Annotated in this window: 20 protein-coding genes and 1 tRNA gene; 12 read left to right on the forward strand and 9 right to left on the reverse strand. The window is 37.6% G+C overall.

Features of this window, described 5'->3' with window-relative positions; translation table 11 throughout:
- The first annotated feature begins 41 nt into the window (after window positions 1-41).
- Window positions 42-3,812 carry a reprolysin-like metallopeptidase gene (locus AACP56_RS08725; protein ID WP_339338187.1) on the forward strand — a complete coding sequence of 1,257 codons (3,771 nt, stop codon included), beginning with the start codon at window positions 42-44 and terminating at the stop codon, window positions 3,810-3,812.
- Window positions 3,809-4,492: a hypothetical protein gene (locus AACP56_RS08730; protein ID WP_339338185.1), complete on the forward strand. Its 684-nt coding sequence runs from the start codon at window positions 3,809-3,811 to the stop codon at window positions 4,490-4,492. The genes AACP56_RS08725 and AACP56_RS08730 overlap by 4 nt, the downstream gene beginning before the upstream one ends.
- Before the next feature lies 1 nt (window position 4,493).
- Here AACP56_RS08730 and pth read toward each other — a convergent pair whose 3' ends face one another.
- From pth to AACP56_RS08745, 3 genes are all read right to left on the reverse strand, one after another.
- Window positions 4,494-5,123 (reverse strand): aminoacyl-tRNA hydrolase, encoded by a 630-nt coding sequence (gene pth, locus AACP56_RS08735; protein WP_339338183.1) that lies wholly within the window; start codon window positions 5,121-5,123, stop codon window positions 4,494-4,496.
- A gap of 87 nt (window positions 5,124-5,210) precedes the next feature.
- Window positions 5,211-5,873 carry a 50S ribosomal protein L25/general stress protein Ctc gene (locus tag AACP56_RS08740; RefSeq protein ID WP_339338181.1) on the reverse strand — a complete coding sequence of 221 codons (663 nt, stop codon included), beginning with the start codon at window positions 5,871-5,873 and terminating at the stop codon, window positions 5,211-5,213.
- Between the two features lie 82 nt (window positions 5,874-5,955).
- Window positions 5,956-6,897, reverse strand: coding sequence for a ribose-phosphate pyrophosphokinase (locus AACP56_RS08745; protein ID WP_339338179.1), 942 nt, complete (start codon window positions 6,895-6,897; stop codon window positions 5,956-5,958).
- A 221-nt stretch (window positions 6,898-7,118) separates the two neighbouring features.
- Here AACP56_RS08745 and AACP56_RS08750 point away from each other — a divergent pair.
- The 3 genes from AACP56_RS08750 (at window position 7,119) to AACP56_RS08760 (ending at window position 11,195) form a co-directional block, all read left to right on the forward strand.
- Window positions 7,119-7,201 (forward strand) — tRNA-Leu (locus AACP56_RS08750).
- Window positions 7,202-7,565: 364 nt separating this feature from the next.
- Window positions 7,566-9,353: a ParB/RepB/Spo0J family partition protein gene (locus AACP56_RS08755; protein WP_339338177.1), complete on the forward strand. Its 1,788-nt coding sequence runs from the start codon at window positions 7,566-7,568 to the stop codon at window positions 9,351-9,353.
- Window positions 9,354-9,455: 102 nt separating this feature from the next.
- Complete coding sequence (locus AACP56_RS08760; protein ID WP_133642548.1) at window positions 9,456-11,195, forward strand: hypothetical protein; 1,740 nt, start codon at window positions 9,456-9,458, stop codon at window positions 11,193-11,195.
- 7 nt (window positions 11,196-11,202) lie between these two features.
- Here AACP56_RS08760 and AACP56_RS08765 read toward each other — a convergent pair whose 3' ends face one another.
- Window positions 11,203-11,382 (reverse strand): hypothetical protein, encoded by a 180-nt coding sequence (locus tag AACP56_RS08765; RefSeq protein WP_339339891.1) that lies wholly within the window; start codon window positions 11,380-11,382, stop codon window positions 11,203-11,205.
- A gap of 529 nt (window positions 11,383-11,911) precedes the next feature.
- Here AACP56_RS08765 and AACP56_RS08770 point away from each other — a divergent pair.
- The 6 genes from AACP56_RS08770 to AACP56_RS08795 all read left to right on the forward strand — a co-directional run bounded on the left by AACP56_RS08770 (window position 11,912) and on the right by AACP56_RS08795 (window position 16,433).
- A complete protein-coding gene (locus tag AACP56_RS08770; protein ID WP_133642547.1) occupies window positions 11,912-12,256 on the forward strand; it encodes a single-stranded DNA-binding protein in 345 nt (114 codons plus the stop codon).
- A gap of 77 nt (window positions 12,257-12,333) precedes the next feature.
- Window positions 12,334-12,783, forward strand: coding sequence for a JAB domain-containing protein (locus tag AACP56_RS08775; protein ID WP_133642546.1), 450 nt, complete (start codon window positions 12,334-12,336; stop codon window positions 12,781-12,783).
- A gap of 11 nt (window positions 12,784-12,794) precedes the next feature.
- Window positions 12,795-12,992, forward strand: coding sequence for a hypothetical protein (locus AACP56_RS08780; RefSeq protein WP_072316413.1), 198 nt, complete (start codon window positions 12,795-12,797; stop codon window positions 12,990-12,992).
- A 433-nt stretch (window positions 12,993-13,425) separates the two neighbouring features.
- Window positions 13,426-13,806 carry a BfmA/BtgA family mobilization protein gene (locus tag AACP56_RS08785; protein WP_062054296.1) on the forward strand — a complete coding sequence of 127 codons (381 nt, stop codon included), beginning with the start codon at window positions 13,426-13,428 and terminating at the stop codon, window positions 13,804-13,806.
- Between the two features lie 11 nt (window positions 13,807-13,817).
- A complete protein-coding gene (gene mobB, locus AACP56_RS08790) occupies window positions 13,818-14,849 on the forward strand; it encodes a MobB family relaxase (RefSeq protein ID WP_133642545.1) in 1,032 nt (343 codons plus the stop codon).
- 3 nt (window positions 14,850-14,852) lie between these two features.
- Window positions 14,853-16,433: a type IV secretory system conjugative DNA transfer family protein gene (locus AACP56_RS08795; RefSeq protein ID WP_133642544.1), complete on the forward strand. Its 1,581-nt coding sequence runs from the start codon at window positions 14,853-14,855 to the stop codon at window positions 16,431-16,433.
- A gap of 1 nt (window position 16,434) precedes the next feature.
- On the opposite strand, the gene AACP56_RS08800 is transcribed toward AACP56_RS08795, so the two are convergent.
- On the reverse strand, window positions 16,435-19,290 hold the full coding sequence (locus tag AACP56_RS08800) for a TrlF family AAA-like ATPase (protein WP_133642543.1): 2,856 nt from the start codon (window positions 19,288-19,290) through the stop codon (window positions 16,435-16,437).
- Between the two features lie 181 nt (window positions 19,291-19,471).
- Here AACP56_RS08800 and AACP56_RS08805 point away from each other — a divergent pair, with 181 nt between their 5' ends.
- Complete coding sequence (locus tag AACP56_RS08805; RefSeq protein WP_133642542.1) at window positions 19,472-20,851, forward strand: RNA-binding domain-containing protein; 1,380 nt, start codon at window positions 19,472-19,474, stop codon at window positions 20,849-20,851.
- A gap of 10 nt (window positions 20,852-20,861) precedes the next feature.
- On the opposite strand, the gene AACP56_RS08810 is transcribed toward AACP56_RS08805, so the two are convergent.
- From AACP56_RS08810 to AACP56_RS08825, 4 genes are read right to left on the reverse strand one after another with little or no spacing between them, the layout of a single operon-like run.
- Complete coding sequence (locus AACP56_RS08810) at window positions 20,862-21,224, reverse strand: hypothetical protein (RefSeq protein ID WP_133642541.1); 363 nt, start codon at window positions 21,222-21,224, stop codon at window positions 20,862-20,864.
- A gap of 7 nt (window positions 21,225-21,231) precedes the next feature.
- The gene (locus AACP56_RS08815) at window positions 21,232-22,065 is read right to left on the reverse strand and encodes a DUF4138 domain-containing protein (protein ID WP_133642540.1); all 834 of its coding nucleotides are present in this window, start codon (window positions 22,063-22,065) and stop codon (window positions 21,232-21,234) included.
- A complete protein-coding gene (gene traM / locus AACP56_RS08820) occupies window positions 22,062-22,991 on the reverse strand; it encodes a conjugative transposon protein TraM (RefSeq protein ID WP_133642539.1) in 930 nt (309 codons plus the stop codon). Before traM ends, AACP56_RS08815 begins: the two co-directional genes overlap by 4 nt.
- A gap of 51 nt (window positions 22,992-23,042) precedes the next feature.
- Window positions 23,043-23,657, reverse strand: coding sequence for a conjugal transfer protein TraK (locus tag AACP56_RS08825; RefSeq protein ID WP_133642538.1), 615 nt, complete (start codon window positions 23,655-23,657; stop codon window positions 23,043-23,045).
- Window positions 23,658-23,669: the final 12 nt, after the last annotated feature.

The following is a 23,669-nucleotide window of genomic DNA, read 5'->3' on the forward strand; positions in this document are numbered from 1 at the left end:
AAAAAAGACTTAAATTTATGAATTCGATACGCCCCTTTTGAATGAGAGCTAAATTACATCTTGTTTTATCAATATCCATATTTTTTGTTGTCTTTTGCGGATGGTCCCAAGATAATTATTGGAAATCTATAGCGCCCAAAGCACAGGATGTAGGTAATGCAAAAGTTGAAAAATCTTCCATGTTTACTTTTGAAGAAAAGTTGTTTCAAAAGGAATTACGTAGTGATTTAAAACCAACCTCAGAAAAATTAGTTTATTTCCCCGAAGCCTCTGGAGATTTAATTGGTTTCACGGTCAAAGAAACCCCAATTTTTCATCCAGACTTAGCAAAAAAATACCCTAATATAAAATCATATACGGGTTGGAGTAGGGATAGAAAACATAAAATTCGTTTTAGTTCATCCCAAAATGGTATTCAAGGAATGCTTATTTCCGTAGCTGATGATAACAAAGCGACATTTATTGAGAAAGAAAAAAAATCCAACAATTATATTGCTTATCGCGGTAGGAGTAGGGCAGTTTCTAAAGATGGTTTTACCTGTAAGACCGAAGACGTTCAAAAAAATAGCATTTCCATGGGAATCTTTTCTAAGGCATTGGTAGATGACCAAACCCTGCGTACCTACAGAATTGCGATTTCTGCTACTGGTGAATACACACAATATCATGGAGGCACTATCGCTGATGCACTTGCCGCTATAAATGCTACCCTCACCAGGGTGAATGAAGTCTTTGAGACCGATTTAAGCGTTCATTTACAGCTCATAGCAAACAATGATTTGGTGATTTTTACCGACCCAGATACAGACCCGTATACAGGAAACTTAAATGCCCAAGCGCAAAGCACATTAACTTCAACAATAGGAGAGGCCAATTATGATGTTGGTCACGTTTTTCAAAATGGACCAAATAATGGGAATGCTGGTTTTATTGGTTCCGTTTGTTCCGATAATCGAAAAGGAAGTGCCTTCTCTTCTGGGGTAGACCCACAAGGTGATTTGTTTGACATTGATTTTGTTTCGCATGAGCTGGGGCACCAATTTGGTGCTAACCACACTTGGTCTTTTGAAACAGAGGATACAGGAGTACAGGCGGAACCTGCCAGTGGAACAACAATCATGGGCTACGCAGGTATTGTAGAAGGAAATGATGTTGAACCCAACGGGGACGATTATTTTCACTATAACAGTATTTTACAAATAACCAATTACTTACAGACCATAGGTTGTGGCCAAACGGTCTCTTTAACAAATTTGCCACCAGTCATAAGTCCGTTGCCAGATTATATCATTCCCAAAGGGACCGCCTTTGTATTGGACGCTGATGTTACGGATGCAGATGCAAGCGATGTTTTGACCTATACTTGGGAACAAATTGATGATGGGGTAGTGGTCACCAGTACTTTTGGGCCAGAAAACGTTAGTGGAGCAAATTTCAGGTCTCAAAAACCGACAACAAGCCCTGAAAGATATTTCCCTAAATTATCACGTATCGTGCAGGGAAACCTAACACAAACGAATCCAGCAGAAAGCTCGGCTTGGGAAACTGTAGCAACGATTGAACGAGAGTTTAATTTTGCTTTCACTGCAAGGGACAATGCTGTTGGAGGAGGTCAAGTAGCTTCAGAATTAACAAAAGTTACCACTGTAAATGCTGCAGGTCCTTTTGTAATTACTTCGCAAACTACCAATGAAACTTATTTGGCTGGTAGTATTCAACAAATTACTTGGGATGTTGCCAATACCAATAATGCTCCAGTAAATGCACAATTAGTAGATATGCTATTATCTGTAGATGGTGGGCTTACATTTCCTTTTTTGATAGCAGATGATATTCCAAATACTGGTAGTGCGGCTATTCAAATTCCTGGGGATGCCACGAGCCAAGCAAGAATTATGGTCAAGGCTGCAAATAACATATTTTTTGCGGTAAATTCCTCAAATTTTACGATACAAGAGTCACAAGTAGTTTTAAATTTTCAGGATTTAGATTTTGAAACTTGTCAACCCGATGATGTAATAATTCCTTTTACGTTTGAAACCTATGGTGGTTTTAGTGAAGAAGTTACTTTTAGCGCAATTAATACTCCTCCGGGTCTATCGGTAGATTTTTCTCCCGCTAGCGCATCGTCAAATAATACAGCTATAACTTTAACTTTCTCCAATACAGGAAGTGTTGCAATTGGGAGTTATCCAATTACTATTAGAGGTGCGGCTACAGGGCTTACCGTTGAAAATACAATTGACCTAAATATATTTAACACAAGCTTTGGCGATGTTACACTGCTTTCTCCCAGCGATTTAGAAACCAATACTCGTATTAACCCCCGATTGGAATGGCAATTTGAACCAAATAGTACACAATATGATATTGAGATTGCTACTGATGTTGGTTTCACTAACATAGTAGAATCGGCTACTGTCGATTTTGAATTTTATCAGCCTAATAGCTTACTTTCTGAAACCACTTATTTTTGGAGGGTTAGGCCTAGAAATGATTGTGGAATAGGAAGTTTTGGAACTCCATTTAGTTTTACCACTTCCCCAATAACGTGTACTAATATAGATGGACAAGGATTGCCTATTGAGATTTCAACAGGTAATGCATCCACAATAACGGCTACAATAAGTGTTTTACAAGATTTGCCCATTTCAGATTTAAATGTGAATTTAGATATTTCGCATTCTTTTCTAGAAGATTTAATAATTAAGCTTACTTCTCCCTCAGGCACAACTATTACACTTTTGTCTAAAAACTGTGGTAATCTAAATAATATTACTGCAATTTTTGATGATGATGGTCTTCCTATCAGCTGTTCTAATACTTCTCCGGCAATTAGCGGAACAATAATGCCCTTGGGTTCTTTAGCTTCCTTTAATGGAGAGTCTTCTTTAGGGGATTGGGTTTTGGAAATTCAAGATACGGCCAATGGGGACGGAGGCTCATTGGATTCTTTTTCTCTAGCACTTTGTGTTGAAGGTATTTTACGCCCAGATGAAGATGAAGATGGGGTTTTTGATGATGGGGATGATTTATGTTTGGGTACTCCAAAAGGAGTTGAGGTAGATGTTACAGGATGTCCTATTTATAGATTTGCGGCTGATAATTTCAGCATAAAAGCACAAAGCGAATCTTGCAGAAATAACAATGACGGGTTAATTGAAATTGATGCAGTAGATGACTCTATTTCGTATTCCGCAACTTTAGTTGGTGATAATGGCAGTTTCAATGGAGATTTTACGGATGTGTTTGAATTTGAAAACCTTTTGGGAGGCACTTATCAATTATGTATTACTGGGTATAATGGAACAATCACGTTTGAAGAAAGTTGTTTTGATATACAGATAGATGAGCCTGAAATTCTTATGGTAGACTCGGTCATTTTAGAGAATTCATCAGAAGCTATTATCAGCCTTCAAGGAGGTACTTTGTATAATGTTGAGGTTAATGGTGTGGTCACTCAAACTGAAGATTCTGAAATAAAAATAGATCTTTTGCCAGGTACAAATAAGCTTAAAGTTTTTACAAATCTTCCATGCCAAGGAAGTTTTGAAGAAACGTTTTTTATTTCCTCGTCCACTGAGATTTATCCCAACCCAGTTCAAGAACGTTTAAATGTCTTATTGAACAACGAAGTCGATAATGTTATTGTAAGACTTTTTGATGCCAATGGACGTTTAGTATACCTGAAAAGTGAAAGAGTAGAAGGCTCTATGTTGGAGTTAGAGTTTGATACTTTTCCAATAGGAATATATTTTCTAAAAATAGAAGGAAGGAACTTTAAAGAAGAATTTAAAGTGTTGAAAAAATGAAGTTGAAGAATTTTGCCATACTGCTATTGCTGTTTATAATTTCTTGCAAAAAAGATGACCCGCCAAGAAATCCGGAGGGAGCTATATTGGTTTTTCCATTACAAAATTCTGAATGTACTACAGGTATAAGTGTGAATGAGACTTTAAGCCAAGTAACTTTTGAATGGCAGCCTTCAGCTAATACGGAGACGTATGTTTTAAGTGTGGTGAATCTGAATACCAATACACCACAAACAATTACGGTGAGTAGCACATCAGCAAGTTTGTCAATACAAAAAGGTGCTCCTTTTTCTTGGACGGTAACTTCCTTTAATTCAAATACCGATGTTACCGCAACCAGTGAAAATTGGCTGTTTTACAATGCGGGACCACAAATTAACTATGCTCCGTTTCCTGCTCAGATTATCACTCCCGTTTCTGGTAGTACGGTACAGGCCAATGAAGCTAATCAAATAGTACTTAGATGGATGGGAGCAGATGTAGAAGATGATATAACAAGCTTTGAGGTATATTTTTCTGAACAAAATCCGCCGAACTTACTCCAAACTATTGATGATGCTGCAACTATGGAAGTGACAGTTGATGTAACATCTGGGAATACTTACTTCTGGAGAGTTGTCACTACAGATAGTAACGGAAATACTTCAGATTCAGGGATATATGATTTTAAGGTATTGTAAGCTAAGTACCATTATACTTGTTCATGGTATTCTGGACCCCATTAAAGATAAAAGATTTAATTAGCTCACAGGATTTATCAAGCCGTTCTGTCAAGTTTTTTGTTTCCTCATCATCCCACTCGCCAAGAACGTAATCCACTTGTCTCCCTTTTCCAAAATCGGCACCTACTCCAAACCTAAAACGGTTGTATTTTGTGGTTTGCAGCGTATTCTGGGTGTCTTTTAATCCGTTGTGGCCACCATCACTACCTTTTGTTTTTAGCCGTAAAGTGCCGAAAGGTAGATTAATATCATCCGTAATTACAAGAATATTTTCTAAAGGGATTTTTTCTTTGTCCATCCAATATTTGATCGCTTTGCCACTCAAGTTCATATAGGTGGATGGTTTAAGGCAAAGTACACTTTTACCTTTGTATTTAAAGGTTGAAATCGCACCTAATTTGGCATCATTAAATACAAATTTTTCACTTTCTGCTAGTGCATCTAAAATTTTGAAGCCAATATTATGACGTGTATTTTTATACTTATCGCCAATATTCCCTAATCCAACAACTAAAAACTTTTTCATGAAATCAGTTTCACTCAGAATTAGATTTTCTGGTTTAAAAATGGATTTTAACCACTTTAGCATTCTTTTGGTATTTGTCCAAAAATACAAAAGCATCCAAAATCAAGTTTTAGAACTCAATTAGGGATGCTTTTATGTTATAGATTTATATTACTCAGCGCCACCTTCAGCTGCAGTAGCTTCAGCTGGGGCATCACCACCTTCAGCTGCACCTTCTGCACCCTCTTCTCCTTCTCCTTCTTCTTCATCCTCCTCGTCTTCAACAACATTACGAGATGCTTTAACTTGAACGACAGCAGTACTGTCTGGGTGAAGAATAGTGTAATCGTCGCTTAATAATGTTTCAACAGCTATTGTGCCTCCAATTTTAAGTTTGGAAATGTCAATAGTGATAAAATCAGGTAATAAATCTGGTAAGGCCTTAATAGAAAGTTTTCTTTTTCTAAATAATAAACGACCACCGTTTCTTACCCCTGGAGAATTACCTTCTAAACGAACAGGGATTCTCATAGTAACGGCCTTATCTGCAAACAATTGATAAAAATCAATATGCAAGATTTTGTCCGTTACCGGGTGAAACTGAATATCTTGTAAAACGGCTTTAAACGTTTCGCCACCTTCCAACTCAATTACAGCTGTATATGCGTTAGGGGTGTACACTAATTTTTTGAACGACAGTTCATCAGCTGAAAAGTGTAATGGTTTTTCCCCTCCGTACAGTACGCAAGGGACCTTTCCAGCATTACGTAAGGCTTTGGTAGAAACCTTGCCCACGCTTTCTCTTTGGGATCCTTTGATAGTAATTGACTTCATTATAAATATTAAAAATTAATAATTCTTTTTAACCCTGCAACCTAATTTATTTTACAACCATGGTAGCAAAGCATAGCCGGAGCTACATTAAAAACTTTGACGATATCGAGGTATTATGGTGTACCCTATGCATTACATCTGCAAAGAGGTCCGCACAACTCAATACCTTTACTTTATCACTTTTTATTTCTATTGGAATTGAATCTGTTATGATTAATTCCTTCAATTTCGAATTTTCTATTTTTTCATACGCATTACCCGAAAGTAAGCCATGCGTAGTAATTGCCCTAACACTTAAAGCACCTCTTTCCATCATAAGATCGGCTGCCTTTGTTAATGTGCCAGCAGTATCGACCATATCATCTACTAGAACTACATTTTTCCCTTCTACATCACCAATCAGTTCCATATGTGATATAACATTGGCCTTTGCACGTTGTTTGTAACAGATAACCACATCGCTTTCCAAGGCTTTCGAGTAAGCATATGCTCTTTTAGAACCGCCCATATCTGGAGAAGCTACACAAAGGTTGTCCAAACCTAATTTTTTTAGATAAGGAAGAAAGAGTGTGGATGCAAATAAATGATCAACTGGTTTTTCGAAAAACCCTTGGATTTGATCTGCATGTAAATCCATTGTTATAATTCTTGTTGCACCAGCTGACTCTAACATTTTGGCAATCAACTTGGCAGCAATAGGCACTCTAGGTTTGTCTTTTCTATCTTGTCTTGCCCAACCAAAGTATGGCATAACAGCAGTAATGTGTCTTGCTGAAGCACGTTTGGCAGCATCAATCATCAACAGCATTTCCATTAAATTTTCAGAACTGGGATTTGTAGATCCAATAATGAAAATTCTAGCACCACGAATAGATTCCTCATAAGAAGGCTGAAACTCCCCATCGCTATATCTTGAAAAAATCACCTTACCAAGTTTGGCACCATAAGAAGCAGCAATTTTTTCTCCTAAAGCGGTACTCTGCGTACAGGCAAAAATCTTTGGTTCTGGAACTTGATAGGACATTATAAATAATTAATGTTGAGCTTTTTAAAGCCTATTTCTTTTAAGGAGGTGCAAATTTAAAAATTAATCTGGGTTGCTAAAGGATAATTGTGTGAATTTTGGTTTTTGAAATGAAATTATTTTTTAGCTTTGCAGTCCGTTTAAAATTTTAATGCTCGAGTGGCGGAACTGGTAGACGCGCTGGATTCAAAATCCAAATTTCGAAAGGCGCAATAAAATATGCCGAAGTGGTGGAATTGGTAGACACGATGGATTCAAAATCCATTGCTCACAAGGCGTGCGGGTTCGATTCCCGCCTTCGGTACGAAAAAAGCTGAGATGAAAATCTCGGCTTTTTTTATGCTCAGGTACAACATAGGTACAACATTTTGTCTTTTTTCAGAACCAAATTGGCTTTAATACTATATCCTTTCATTTGATGCCAAATACTATTTTCTGTATTGAGGATTAATAAATTTTAGGTTATCTCAACCTCTGTACTTCGTAAGAGGGGTTTATTATCATACAATATACACGCAAGGTAAACTCGTAAAATACTTCCATCAAAAGACTACGGCATAAAGCCAACGCTTCTTCCCCTACTCATTTATTCCGTTTCCTTTTGAGCCAAGATTTTATCTTCCGTTTGGTTTCTGCTCAAATATTGTTTAATCAAAAATTTGAGTATTATGACAACAAAAGCGAGTACCACAAAGAAGCGCAGTAGAGCGAAATCTACTGTCAAGAAAGAAGTAAACGGAAAGAAATCATCCGCACTTCAAATTCAGAACTTACCATTGGGTAAAATCAAGCCTGACCTTGAACAGCCGAGAAAGACCTTTAACGAGGATGCGTTAAAGCAGCTTTCTGAGAGTATCGAAAAGCACGGTGTGTTGCAACCGATTACCGTCAGGCAACTAAATGGCCATTACATCATCGTGATGGGCGAACGCCGATATCGTGCAAGTAAATTAGCAGGGAAAAAGACTATACCCAGTATCGTTAGGACTTATGAGAACAATGATATTCTGGAAGTTCAGATTATCGAGAATTTGCAAAGACAGGATGTCGAGCCTACCGAAGAAGCCGAGGCGATTGCTTACCTAAGCGAAAAGTATTCAGCATCTGAAATCGCAAAGCGGTTGGGTAGAACGGATAACTTTATCAGACAACGACTTAAACTGGTTGGATTGATTGATGGTTTTAAGAACTTTGTCCGTAATGGCGAAATGACCATATCATTGGGTGTCGGTGTTGCGCTCTTTGAACCTGAAGAACAGCTAATGATGTTGGAAACAATGGGCGAGGATTTTAGTGCACATCAGATAAACAGGATGATTAAAGACCAGACCTATGACTTGGAAAAAGCATCTTTTGATGTGGCCGACAAAAAATTGGTTCCGAAAGCTGGGTCTTGCGTTGAATGTCCTTTCAACGCGGCAAATCAAGGCAATCTGTTCGGCGATGGTAAAATGGTCTGCACGAAAGCAGCCTGTTTTGAAACGAAGAAAAATAAATCGTTCTTGAACCTGATTGAGAAATCCAAGAAAGAGAACATCTTATTAATTCCTGAAATACGACAGTATTGGGTAGATGACGAAAACAATCAGCTCATTATATCGCAATTGGAAAAGAACGGATTGAAAGTCTATTTACTGGATGATGTTGAAATTTTAGAGAATCCGATTGAGCCAACAATCGAAGCTATTCAGAAAGAGTATCAGCATTATGATTATTCTGAAGATGAATTAAAGGCAGAATTCGATGAAGCTATGCAGGATTATAAAGAAGCATTGGAAAAATTTAATTCAGCAAAAGAAGATGCATATAAGAATGGCATTATGTTTCATCCAGATTCATTCCAGCACAAGGAAATCTTTGTTAAGATTGTTGAAAAATCCAAAAATGATTCTACGGAATATTCTGCACCATTGACCAACAGAAAAATGGCAGATTGTACGCCTGAAGAACAAATCGTAAAAATCAACGAAAGGGAAATCCGTAAGAAGCAAATAGAGAACAACAAGCAGTTTGAAGAAGTTGTGCAGATGATTCGTGAGACCAAATACATTGATACGAAGAAGACACTTTCAAAAGATGAAATGGTCGCATTCTCAATATCGCTATTTGAGAACAATGTGGACTATATGAGTCAACAAAAGTATTTCTCAAAATTCTTAGGGGAAACTTCAAAGATGACCAAAGTTGAAATGGTAGAGAATTTCAAGAAGAAGTTCAAAAAGGAAATCTTCCATAAGTTGATACGGTATATGCTCACAAAGCAAGTGCATTTTGGCGAAAGCAATCACGTCAATAATCTGACGAACATTTCATTTTACAACGCAATGCAGGGATATTACAAATCCAAGATTGTTAGCATAGAAAAGGAATATGCCGACAAAAGGAACAAGCGTGAAGCACGTTTGAAAGAGCGCCTTACTGTTCTTGAAAAGCAAATTGAGGAACTCAACGATTAGCTTTTGTTGTTTGAAGAAGGGTCGGCATTCGTGCTGGCTCTTTTTCTCAATATCTGATTCTGTAAATAAATAGTATATTGACTGTTTGATTAAATACGAAATATGAAAATTAAACTTGGTGTTACATTTGAAGCTTGCTTTCCAAAAGAGAATCGAAAATCTATTGATGAATATTTGAGTGGAATAAGTCGTGATACCTTATTGAAAACAGGTTCTCACTTTCTTGGATTTGATACAGAAAAATCAAAATATAGTGATGTAATCGCCTTTATGAATATGTTCTTCTCGCAAGGTAATCAGAATTTTGCCAATGAAGCATACCAGAATCTCTTGAGCTACGTAGCAGAAGCAGACTATGATATATCTGATTACGAAATTCCGTATGTAGGTAGTAGCCTTCTGTTCTTTGAATATATCTTTGACAATATTTCCGAGGATGTTGAAACAGAAAAGACCAACGAGGAAATGGAGCGTGACATATTTAGAGCTTACCTGCACCTTAATCAGGTCTCATTTACCGATAGGGGAATCGAACAAAAAAAAGCCGATGAAGAATCAGGCTTACAGTTTACTGCTGCTCAAGCAATCCTAATGTTGCAATTTCACAATTATGAATTAATAAACTTTAGAACCGATAAAGTATTTACCTGCCAGTTTCTGCGTGCGGTGTCGTATTTTGAATTTCTTTCTGGTATTGAGCAATGCGGGCCGTTGTTAAATGCCTTTTACAAATATTATGGCGTTGAGAATTACAATGAATACCTACGTCGCCTTTTAGGTATCACTTATTCAGTTTTAATGAAGGATAAGGAAACTCATACAGAGATACATCTCGAAGACCCTGTCCACGAAGATTTTATAGACAAGCATATTCTATCCCCAGATGATATAGCTGCAGAGCTGGATTTTGTGACTTTAAGAAGTAGGCCTCTGTACAAGATTGAAGAATTAAAATACCGTATTATATCGCCATTATTTGTAATAGAAATGATATACAATGGACTATATTTTAGGTTGAAGCTAATCAACGATGAGTTGCCAAATGACCAAAAAGTTAAAGGTTTATATGGCCTTAAAACATACGAATATAGTGAGCAATACGCACTCGATACATTATTAAGAGAAATATTCGGAAAACGATATTTTCAAAAATCAGGAAAGGAACTTGATGAATTGATGGATGGAGCGCCAGACTATTATATCAGAAATGGTAAACGAGCAATGCTATTTGAGTCTAAGGATATATTAATATCTAAAGAATCAAAAACAAGTCCTGATTATACAGTACTTGAAGCCGAGCTCAGGCTAAAGTTGTTTGAGAACGAGAAGGGAAAACCTAAAGCAGTTCGACAATTGGCAACAAATATTGAAATTTTACTCAAAGGTAAAGCAGATTATGACTCACAGTTTCCTTCGAAAAAAGGTATTATCAGGCCGATATTGGTTGTACATTATCGAATGTTTAACACAGCAGGAGCAAATGCCATTCTCAACGGTTGGTTTCGGGATGAACTTGTCAAATTGGAAGAAAATGGTTTAGATATTTCCAGAGTCCAAGATTTGGTTATCATAGATATTGATACACTAATGTTCAATAAAGAAGCTCTTCAATCAAAAAAAATGAATTTATGGGATATCCTATTGGAGTATCAGGAAGATTACCTAAGATTTGAGTTGTCAAAGGCAAAACCGCAACCTCGTTCTGAAGAGGAAGGTATTGCAATGTTAAAGTCATCGTATAAGCCTTTTTCCTTCTTTGTGGACAATAAAGTTGAAAAGCTAAATCTCACGAGAACACCAAAAGAATTATTAGAAAAAGCAGCACCACTATTCCCTGAATAAATAAATCTTAGCTAAAATACCCCTCAGCACATTCCCCTACATTCCACGCTCGCCTGCTGAAAAAGCAGGCAACCACTTCACTTCGGGAAAGAGCTTCACTACATATCTCTTGGACACAATCCCCAATTTCAGCTTTCCATTCCGCTAACCCTTCCCGTCCCGAAACTTCGGGACTGGGAAGGAACACTACATTCCTGAGCCAAAATCGTGAATTAAGTCCGCTTTTCTAATCGGAAAGCCATCGCCTTGATTTTCTTGACAGGATTTTCGGCACGGTCTTCTTGAGCCCTCACTCGAAAATCCTTAAAAACCAAACCGCTGTCTTACACATTTTAAGGGGTTTATAATGGATAAAGCCTTTCTTGTTTTTCGGGGCGTCGAAAAACAGGCACGACATAACCAATTCTAATTTAACCACAGCTACTTATCTCGCTTAACTGTCGGTACGCTCAAACGCAACTGCGTTTAAAAGAATTGCTAATGCCCTTATGGAACTTGTCAAGACTGTACAAGTTTTAGTGAAAAATAAGGTTTCTACTTCCTTGAAATTCCAAGGAATTTACTACGTCGCAAACACACCTGATTTATTCCCAAAAAGTCTTGACAAAACCCACTCTATCCATTGTGCGGTGCACGAAAGAAAAGAACAAACACCCCTTAAAATTTAATCTGTTTTAAATCAATAGGGTAAATATAAATCACTTAAATATTTTATTATGAGTACTATTAGAAATCACGTACAGTTAATTGGAAACGTTGGACAAGAGCCAACAATCACGAACCTTGAAAGCGGTAAGAAAGTAGCCCGCTTCTCACTCGCTACAAACGAGTATTACAAAGACAGCAAAGGCGAAAAGCAAACGGACACCAACTGGCACACCGTAGTGGCTTGGGGCAAGACTGCCGAAATTGTGGAAAAGTTTGTCGAAAAAGGCAAAGAGGTTGGAATTACAGGGAAACTAAAGACCCGAACTTACACCACCGATGATGGCAACCAACGCTACGTTACAGAAGTTGTAGCCGATGAAATCCTGTTACTTGGAAGCAAAGACGACAAGTAATCTTCAAAAACAAAGAGGGCGTTCCTCTCGAAAGTTGCGCCCTCTTTTCATTATTCACACATTTAAATATATGCACAATGAAAGCACAAGTTAACGAAATAAAGATTAGCTACAAAGGCGGGTTAAAATCATCAATGTGGCAGAAAATAAGTAATTCACAAGATGCGGCAGAACTGCTCTTTGAGGATTGGGATAAAGATACAATCGGCATACAAGAAACCTTCAAAGTTGTTCTGTTGAACAACAGCAATAAAGTGAAAGGTGTATATCAACTTTCGCAAGGTGGAATTACAGGTACATTGATAGACCTACGAATTTTGTTTGCCGTCATTTTAAAATCCTTATCGGTAGCTATAATTTTAACGCACAACCACCCAAGTGGAAAATTAGAACCAAGCGATGCAGATAAAAGGTTAACGAACAAGATTAAAAAGGCATCCAAACTATTCGACATTACCATTCTTGACCATTTGATATTTGCACCAGATGGGGATTATTATAGTTTTTCTGATAACGGAATTTTGTAAAATCTAAAGCTATGGTATATCTCAATTTTACAGACTTGAGCGAAGAAGCTCAAAACCGACTTTTGGAAACTTCCAAAGAAGATGTGAAACGAAAATTTGGGGATAGCATTCGCAAATACGTAAAAGAAAATTATGGTTGTTTTGAAACGATGATTGAGGAAGAAGCTCTTCGGAATTTATATTCCTATACATACGTTTTCAATATATAATTTTGGCAATTTTTAAATCAGAACACCTCTGAATTTTTAGAGGTGTTTTTCTATGCAATTAATATATAGTCAAGAAAAAAACGTATCTTTATTTCGCTGAAATTCAGCATTCAATTTTACGTAAGGTTATCCACTTTTCGACTTTCGCCGATAACCGTACACATCGGAAAATAACATATCGGAAAATCATTTTCCCTGAAAATGGCAATCGGCTTTTTAGCCGGATTGTATGGATTTTTGTCACGCTTGCGCGTGACGAAAAGGAATAGCAAGAGGGTAACACGCTGCGCGATGTTTCGGATTCCTTTTCGTTTTCAAATTGCTGATAACCAGCGATTTGAATATGTTTTAAATTCTTGACAATCAACGATTTGCGACAAACGGGCTGGAAACGCCCATTTTTAGGGAAGATTTTGCGACAAATCGGCGAAATATGGACTCATTTACTGGAATTAGATTTAAAAAGGAAACCGCAAAACGTTTCCAAACTTTCTCACGCACATACTTCAAATCGCACACCGAGGCGATGTCCACGATGCTCGATTTTTTCTTCTACAACGAAATATCGCCAAAGGAAAAATTAGGACCAACAGGGCGAACCATCGAAGCTAAATTACTCAAAAGAATCAATGCGGTTATTGCCATAATGCGAGATGTAGAAAAGACACAAACCAAACCTACGGTGGCTATGATTCAGTCCCTTTTTGAGACCGAAGAGCCAACCAAAAAACCGCTGATTGTAGAAAAGAAATATGCGGAAGAAAAGAAGGAAGTCCGTTTTCGAGAAAAGCAAAACACAAGTAATCAACTTTAATTTTTTGAGCTATGTATATCACAATCACACCTCAAAAATTAGGCAACAATTATTCACAAAGTTCAGCTGATTTTGTGGGCTATTTGGAAAAGGAAAATCAAGGTTTGGAACAGCGGGATATGGAACACTTTTTTAACCACTATGGCGATGAGATTTCCGCTGAAGAAGTGGTCAAAGAAATTGATGGAAACACCGCAAAATTAAAAAAGAAAGAACCCAAGTTTTATTCGATTACGGTTAGTCCTTCAAAATATGAATTGCGAAAACTTCAGAACAATAGTCAAGATTTAAAAACCTACACCCGTGAGCTGATGAAAGATTATGTTGCCGGTTTCAATCGGGAAATAAACGGGCGACCTATAACCATCGATGACATAAAATATTATGCGAAAATTGAACACCAAAGAACATTCAAGGGAACAGATTTTCAGATTAAAGAAAACCAACCTTTTGCTACAAAAATTCTTCAGCTGAAAACCGAAATCAGAAACATTCAAGAAGGGCGAGCTGAAGGGAATATTAAAAGGATGGAAAAGGAAATTGCCAAATTGGAACGCCAAGCACCACACCAGCAAAATGACAAACGGATTGTCCAGGGAATGAAAAAGGATGGAAACCAAAGCCATATCCATATCATCGTGAGCAGAAAGGATGCTTCCAATTCGGTCAGTCTTTCCCCAGGAAGTAAACACAAAGCTTCCGAAGTTGAAATGCACGGCAAAAAGGTAAAGCGTGGTTTTGATAGAGATGCCTTTTTCGCGAAAGCAGAAAAAACGTTCGACAAAACTTTTGGCTACAAACGCAACTTTGCCGAGACCTACAAAGCAAGAAAGGATTTTATAAAAAACCCCAACTTGTATTTCGCCGCCTTGATGAAATTACCAGCGAACGAAAAAGCATTAGCGTTTAAAATGATTACCAAATCAGGATTACCGATAGTGCCAAGTATTCCAGTTAGTCAAGCACAAATTGCACTTCGGGTTTTCAAGCGGTTAAGACGTGGTGCAGAAGTGGCAATCAAATCAAGTTCAATAGGAATTTAGGGTATGGAAATAGACAATCTCATAACGATACTTTCAATTATTGCTGTGGCCAGTATCATTTCCTATGCAATGTTTCGAGTGAGCAAGTACGCACTATTCTTGAATTTCACAATGCTTTCTTGCTTGGTTATCTATTTAACCCAAGTGAACGAATTAGTATCGATATTGCTGTATCTGGTCTGCCCGCTAATGCTAATTAATATAGGGTTGTATGTCTTTCTGCATAAAACTGAAACCGTACAGAATGGCGATAGCAAGTACCGAGTCAATTTTGTAACAACCAAAGGAAATTTCAAATTAGATAATATCAAAAGGGGCGCATCCATCATCGGTTCTGCCGGAAGTGGAAAGACCGAAAGTGTAGTATATGGATTTTTAAAACATTTCTGGAAAGAGCGCTTTTGTGGAATCATTCACGACTACAAGGATTTTGAATTAACCGAAATGGCGTATCCGCTTTTCAAGGATAGCGATATTCCGTTTAAGGTCATTTCCTTTGATAAAATCATCCATAGGGTAAATCCTATTGCGCCACGCTATTTAGAGAATGAGGAAAGCGTAAATGAGGTTTCAAGGGTGCTGATTGAAAACCTTTTGGAACAAAGGGAAAGCGGGACTACTGGAACAACAAAATTCTTTAACGATGCCGCTGAAGGCTTGATAGGTGGATTGATTTGGAAACTGAAAACCGACTATCCCAACTACTGTACGCTTCCACATTTGATAGCCATTTATCAAATACTCGATACCGATAGCCTTATCCAATTTCTGGAAACCAACACCACATCGAGAGCAATGGCAGATGCATTTATTAGCGGTAAGGATTCAGATAGACAGACAGCTGGTGTTAAAAGTACTCTGGCAAATGCGCTAAAACGAATTAGTACACAGCGGATTTTTATGGCACTATCCGCAGATGAAGTGCCATTGAATATCAATAGCGAGGAAAATCCTGCAATCATTTCTGTAGTGAACAACCCTAAATATGAAACATCCTATTCGCCAGTAATTGCCACAATCATTCACACCATTACTAAACAAATGAGTGTAAGAAATTCCAAACCGTCATTCCTGTTGATGGAAGAAGCACCAACGATTCGCCTGTTGAATATGCACCGAATTCCGGCAACACTTAGAAGTTATGATATTGCCACCATTTACGTAATGCAGGATAAGATTCAGAACGATATGATGTACGGCGACAAGGCAAGCAAAGCGATTTTGAGCAACCTATCCTACCAGTTCTTTGGCAAAGTCAACGACCCAGACACCGCCAAATACTATGAGCGCTTTTTTGAAATCATCAAAGACCCAACCAAAAGCATCAGCCGAGGCCATAATCTCGATTTTGATACGCGAATCACAACGGGCGAAAAAGAAATCCCGAAAATTAGAGCAGACGTTTTCTTTCGATTAAAACAGGGCGAATTTATAACCTATGCTGATGGTAAGGATAAGAAAGTGCAGTTTAAATTGTCAAGAATTCAGCGGCAGCTTCCTGAAGAATCCAAGCAATTTTCTCAGGCGGATTTAGCGGCTAATTTTGAGCGGGTTTATGATGAGGCGAAGTCTATATTTAGTTAAATTAAAAGCCGTATTTATCCTTTCTAAGTCTAAATGCCTTTTCACCACCTTCCATTACTGAAGTAATTTCGTTTTTTATTTTTTTCCTATCAATTGCGCCTTCAGCTTTTATAACACCTCTGGTTTGCGAGCTTGCATCTTTATAATCACAGCATATTACTAATTCAGCGTCACCATTTACAACTAAGTTGGCGTTATGGCTTGTGAAAATCAACTGTCTTTTCTTTTTAGCATTCCAAATGTTTTTGATTATTGCATCAATCGCTCGGTTATCAATGTCATCCTCTGGCTGGTCTATCAATAAAGGTATTCCTGGTTGATTAAGTAGAACTGTAAGAAGTGCAGTAGCTTGTTGTCCAGCAGATGCATCTCGAAAAGGAATTTCGTCCCCAAGCTCATTATTTGTTGTATAAAAGAATTCTGGATTGAATTCCAATTCCGTTGCTGTTAATTGCAACCAATCATCAGTAGAAATTTTGGATTGAATTTTTAGCTTATGGTCTTCAGAAAATCCTGCTGAATCCAAAATTGGTGTTGCAGGTAAATCTTCTGGATTATCTTCATCCAGCTTGAATTCAGCCAATAGTCGTAGTTCTTCTGAAACAGCTATAAATTGGGTAATAGGGTCTGCTTTACTGCGAATATTTTCCAACAATGCATCTATTCGTTCTTCCCTAATTCTTGTTCCTTCAAGAATAGAACGAAATTTTTCTTTGAAATTTGCAAGATTGATGTTCTTAGTGACTATTGCTTTTATAAGGTTGTTTGACAAATCCGTAAAATTTGTTGCTTGGTCGTTCAAGACACCGACTTTTTCAATGTGTAAGTTTTTCCATTCTTCATTATGGATGTTATAATCAACTTCAGGATTTCCAAGCTTTTTAATAACAGATTTTCTTTCGGCAACTAAACTATTGATTTCAGCCAGACGGTCTTCCAGCTTTTTTATGTTTGATAATTGCTCTTGACTTGATTGAGATTTGCCCTTGGCTGCCTCATATTCAGAATTGAATGCGGCTTCCTTTTTTTCCCATTCTTCAATAATTTCATTGTATGCCTTCAATCCACTTTCACTAAAGACATCCTTTAATTTTTGAACAGCATCGTTGATGTTCTTGAATTTTGAATTGATTTCGGTATCAAGTTTAGCTATTAATTCCTTGTTTTCGACATCTTCAAGGAAAGGCTCAATAGGTTCTGGGTACAACTTCAATAGTTCAAGAAGTTCATCTGTTTTGGAATCAAAAAGGGTCAGTTCAGATTCAGTATTTTCTATAATTGTCTTTTCTAACTCAAATTTTGATTTTTTATCAATCGTTTTTTGGTCGTCTTCCGAAATACCTTTTAAGGATTCACGAATACCCTTAACCTGTCCTTTAATAGAACTACCTTCAATATTAAAATTGGCAATCTCGTTCTGTACCTTTTTCTTGCGCACCAGTTGGTTATAAGCATTTTTTAATTTAAGATTTGTTTCATCTAACTTATATGAGATACGCTCTAAGCTGCTTTTTATAGGTTGCTCTATGAATCGTTTAAGTTCTTCAGTCTTAACACCTACATCACTTAGTTGTTTCTGACTGTATGATTGGATGGGCAGTACCTTACGGATATCCTCTTCACTAACTTTTTGAAATTCCCCATCCCCAATCTTCAAAAGTATTTCCCTGCTTGAAGAATTTCTTTTAACGATATGCCGTACATCATTTTTGACCATTGTTATTCTTACCTCACCGCTAACAGCGGTTAAGGTTTTCTTTATCAGAGTATCTCGACGATTCTGAATGATATCCAGCTCTTGGTAGTTGCCAATTTTTACGGTTTGGTCGCATAGTCCCCATCTGATGTATTCCAATATGGTTGACTTGCCCGTTCCTCTTCCACCTATAAATGCATTATATTGACGATTGAATCTAATATTAAAACTTCCCAAAAATTTTGAGTTTGTAACATCGATTGCTTCAATAAATATTTGTGGCATTTCTGGTTCGGCTTGGGATATTCTGGATTCCTTGGCTAAACACGCCTGTCTAATTGCCTCTGCAGTAGGTTCTGCCCATTTTACCCAAGTAGAATATTTTCCAAACTCACGTCCATCTTCATACCTATTATCAGATGTGGATACAAGACCTATACTTTTATTACCATAATTTACATCACCACCATTAATTTTATTTTGATATCCAGATTCAGACGATATTTCTTTATCGACATAACCGCCAACACAGGGCATTTTAATATAATGCTCTTGGAAACCTTGGCGTATGATTGAATGCTGACCACCTTTACCAACATTTGGAAGAACGATATACCTACCTTTACAATAATTTACTTCATCCAAGATTTTGTGAAGCTGGGAAAGGTTGCTGATGACTTCTTGAGAAATTCTTTGAGTTTGAACTGTCTGTTTATCATATTTGTCTGTAGCCTGAATACCGAGAAAATTGAGAACAGAATTAAGACGTGCATCTTCGAAATCAGCATCAAAAATAATTATGACCTGACTGGCTGGATTGGAAAGACTAAGTTCAATACCCGGAAATACTGTTACAATTTTTTCTGGTTCGCCCATTAATTCGTGTATTTCGTTCTGCTCTTTGGCGACTTTTCTCAAATGCTGGACGAAGACCACATCGTGATGGTCAGTCATTGCGATAGCATTGATTCCAGCACTACTGATTTTATCTAAGTATTCCTTGCAAAATTGTTCGCGATTCTCGTCGATTTGTTGCTTTTCAGCTTCTGATAAATTTGCTATTTGTTCAGCGTTTACACCAAAACGAACACCTGTCCAATTAATATCTCTTGGACTGTGTACTTGAAAATCACATCTATAAAATTTTGCGCCTTTATCCATAAAATATAGTTTTTACAACCACCAAAGGTAATTAACATATTCAGGATTTTAACATTTCAAAGCAGTTTAGTTTTAACAAACATTTTCCTGCATTCGGTATAACTGTAATCTTATTGTAACCGTTTATATCTATTCCCACAATTTAATATCATTATCTTTACTGTCCGATTTTAATTAAATAATGACCGAAACAAACCGCATAGAATACAAACGAGAACTGTCCGATGGACTTGAAAAAGAGGTCATTGCTTTTTTGAACTATCGTGAAGGCGGCATTATCTATATCGGTATTGATAAGGAAGGGAACACTTACGGTCTGGCTGATGCGGATGGCGACCAATTGAAGATTAAGGATAGATTGAAGAACAATATCCGTCCTTCAGCTTTGGGTTTGTTTGATATTGTGAGTGAGGAACGAGATGGTAAAAACATCCTGAAAGTTATTGTGGCGAGCGGTCCTGAAAAACCCTATCATCTCAAAAAATATGGGATGAGTGAAAAGGGTTGTTTTATTCGCTTAGGTTCAGCAGCTGAACCGATGCCACAAAAAATGATTGACGAGCTCTTTGCCAAGCGCACCCGAAATTCCATCAGCAAAATTAAAGCGGGTCGTCAAGATTTAAGCTTTAGCCAGTTGAAAATCTACTACGAGGAATCGGGTCATACCCTTGGTAAAGCTTTTGCAAAGAACTTGGAACTATTGACCGAAAACGGCGCATTCAATTATGCCGGCTATCTCTTGGCAGATAAGAATAACACTTCAATTAAAGTAGCCAAGTATTCGGGCAAAACCCGAACAGACTTGATAGAAAGCAACGAATATGGTCACGAATGCTTAGTAAAAGCGACAAAACAAGTCATTGATAAAATTGCCGTAGAGAACCGAACCAACACAAAAATAACGGCCAAAGAAAGACAACAAGCCAGCCTTTGGAATCCCATCGCATTGCGCGAGGCCATCATCAATGCCTTTGTACATAATGATTATACCAATGAGATTACCCCAAAGTTTGAAATCTTTGCTGATAGAATTGAAATCACATCGGCAGGCGGTCTTCCGGAAGGATTGAGCAAACAGGAATTTTTCGAGGGCTTTTCAGTTCCACGTAACAAAGAACTGATGCGGATTTTTAAGGATTTGGAACTCGTGGAACAATTGGGTTCTGGCATCCCTCGTATTTTGGAACACTATGGCAAAGAGAGTTTTGGCTTTTCAGATAACTTCCTTAGAATGACTTTTAACGCTAAAGAAACTGCTGTTGAAGAAGGTGGTCAAATAGGTGGTCAAATAGGTGGTCTAATGGGTGGTCAAAAAGGTGGTGTAATAGGTGGTGTAATAGGTGGTGTAATTGATGCGACTGAAGCTCTAACTAAAAGACAAAAAGAAGTTCTTAAACTTATTGCGGCTAATCCTTCCATAACCTATAATGAAATAGCTGAAGCTTTGGGTATTAATGAATCTGCTGTTGGTAAGCATATTACAGCTATCAAAAATAAAGGCTTTTTAACGCGTCAAGGCGATACACGAGGTTATTGGGAAATCAATCTCGATAAAAATTAAGAAAAATCTTTTAAAAAGGCCCTTTTTCCCTCGGACCTTTACTGGTCACTTTCCATTGACCGTTTTCCTTAGTCAGTTTAAAAATGCCTGTTTTTCCATCATAGGTCGTGCTGTATTTTACCCAGGCAATTTCGCCATCAACAGCTTCGTCTAAAATTTCTACCTTGATATCTTTATCAGAATCTGGCATCATATTCTGTAAGGTAATCAAACTGGCATAGCCTTCAGAAGTGGTATGCTTTTTTAAAGCTGATTCATCTTTTGAGAAAAAGCTTGACGCAACAACTTTGGCAGTTTCAGAAGGGGATTTTGTTGTGCTTTCTGAACAAGAAAGGAACAACAATACAAGCGAGCAAATGACTAATCTTTTCATAACAGTATTAATTTGGGTTATTGATATATCTATGCGATAGTTTCATTTCTATGTTCCGTTCGCCATCTTTTTCATTCAATTCCAAAATTGCCCTACGGTCATCGGATAATGAAAATTTGGGCAACACATAAACAAATCGAGCCATTTCATTTTCCTTAATCTTGGACGGCAGACTATGTTTATATATCGGTTCTTGATACAGTCGTTGCAATGATTTTCTTTTCCCTTTTTGTCTCGTTTCAATAGACAGGTTCAAGAAATTCAAATCGTAATCCAACGTAGAATTATTTTCAATCTCGATAACGAAATAGAGTTCATCCTTATCAAAAACAATGTTCTCTACGGTCAAGATAATACCTTCGTTTCGTTTCTTGATTCGCGCTATGCGCTGTTTTCTATTGAGAAGATATGAGCAGAATTTCTGGTAATAATAGGTGCTGTTATCTACAAGTTCTTCAGAAGATTCAACAAGAACCGAATCCTTTACAAACGGTTTTTCATTACCGATACTATTGGATAGCGGAATGAAATAATTGAGCTTAGAAAGCTGTTTTTTATACCTTACAATATACGAAAAAATTGAACCATTTCTATTGACTACCAGCAAATTACTTTCCTTCCCAGGTGTTGCTTGAAGAAGCCCAAAATACTGTTCTTTTTCACGGTTGTATGTAAAAACAAAATTGTCTGAACCAGTTATGCCTTGACGGATTGGCTCAGGAAAAAATAGCGCAACGTTTTTGGTATCGTTTGCATAAATAGTGTCGAGTGGTATGGGTTGCTGTTGTGCTTTCGCGGAAGCGGAAATCAACACCGCCAATATTAGGATAAATGTTCTCATAATTTAGGTTTTAGAATTAATCTGTAATTGTTCAATACCGTAACTTTCACGTTTCGGTTGCTTCGCCTTAACACTTTTGTAACACCACCTACTTGCGGTACTGTGGGTATGTTGATATCGCCAATAATATCGTCCAAGACTTCGGTGGTGGCTTCTGCCCGAAAATTGTTCTCTACGTAGATGCCTTCACTACCATCAGACAAATCAAAAGCTTTGAGTTTTGTGGGATGGTGCTTTATGTTTTCAATTTCAATTAAAGCCCGATTAGGCTGAAAGCTGATAAATCCAAACACAGGTGTATTCTTGAGCATCAGCTTACCATTGATGGTAGCAGCTTTGGTCAGGCGCATTCGCAATCTGGTATTCGCTTTTACGACTTGGTCGCCATCCACAACTACGTAAATAGTTTCATCTGTATTTCCGATTATTGAAATTTCATTGGGTTTCGGTGCAGCAGCGAAGAACAACTGATGTTCCAAGCCCAGTTCTTTAGCTTGGATTTTTTGTTCCCGCTTTACTTCAGCAGAATCTATTGTTGATACCACTTTGCGAGCAGTTCTTTTCTGTCCCAAATTTTGGTATCGCTTTTCGGAATATTGAATTTTGCCAGCTTCATAGATACTATCTACGATACGTTCTTTTTCCCGTTCTGGTAAATCTGGGTCGTAAAATCCCAAGGAATCAATCAGCTTTTCATCATAGATGCTGGGTGCATTGTTTTCACGTACTTTTTTCAAGTCGTTAATTGCATCCAGTTTGGAATCATACTCTTTTTGGTCTTTTTCCAAATCGGGAACTAATGTCTGTTTAAGGTTTTCCGTTTCACTTTCATCATCGCCCATTACCATTACCGAATAGGAAATAAGGAATATGAAAATCACGGCCAATACCGCTGCAAATACAATCTTGTTTTTTTCTACTTTCATAAGAGTGAGTTTTTAAGTGCCGATTACCTGCCTGACGGTAGGCAGGTCGGCTCAGTTTTCATCTGATATTTTCTTTAAGGTGTTTTCGAAATAGTTGGTAATCAAAAGTCCGTGTGGATTGTTGGGAAAGTTTCGGTCAACCATAATCAAGTTTCCGGTAGAAACCAGCTCGTAGGTGTCGATTATTGAACCTCTATTGATTTCAAAAATGGTAGTCGTCGTAAAACCATACGAACCATCATTTTCAGATATTCTTGAATCGATGCTCAGTACTTTTTGAACCAATGAATATTGCAACAATCGGTTATAGACACCATCGGCTTTTTTCTGGCGGTAGAGATTGTCCACGGAACTATTGCCCAACCACAACGCCTTTTCCAAGTTCCGTTCGTAATTGCTGGCATCGATGTTATAGAAGTAGTTATGGAACAGATCCAAATGTGCTAAAGCTTCAACCCTAAAATTTTCCTTTTGGGTCACGAGCTTCAGCGGAATGATACTGCCATCGGTATTGATGGCAAAGGCGCTATTGAGCGCTTTTTGATTGGTGTTGAATACCATCCAAACTGAAAATGTACTGGACAGCAACGCACACACAACAACCGCCAAAACGATAAATCGATTCAGCTTTAAGACGTTGTAAATATTCTTGTATGGTGTTTTCATATTTTTGTTTTT

The sequence above is a fragment of the Croceitalea sp. MTPC6 genome (genome assembly GCF_036985525.1).
In the GTDB taxonomy this organism is placed as follows: Bacteria; Bacteroidota; Bacteroidia; order Flavobacteriales; family Flavobacteriaceae; genus Croceitalea.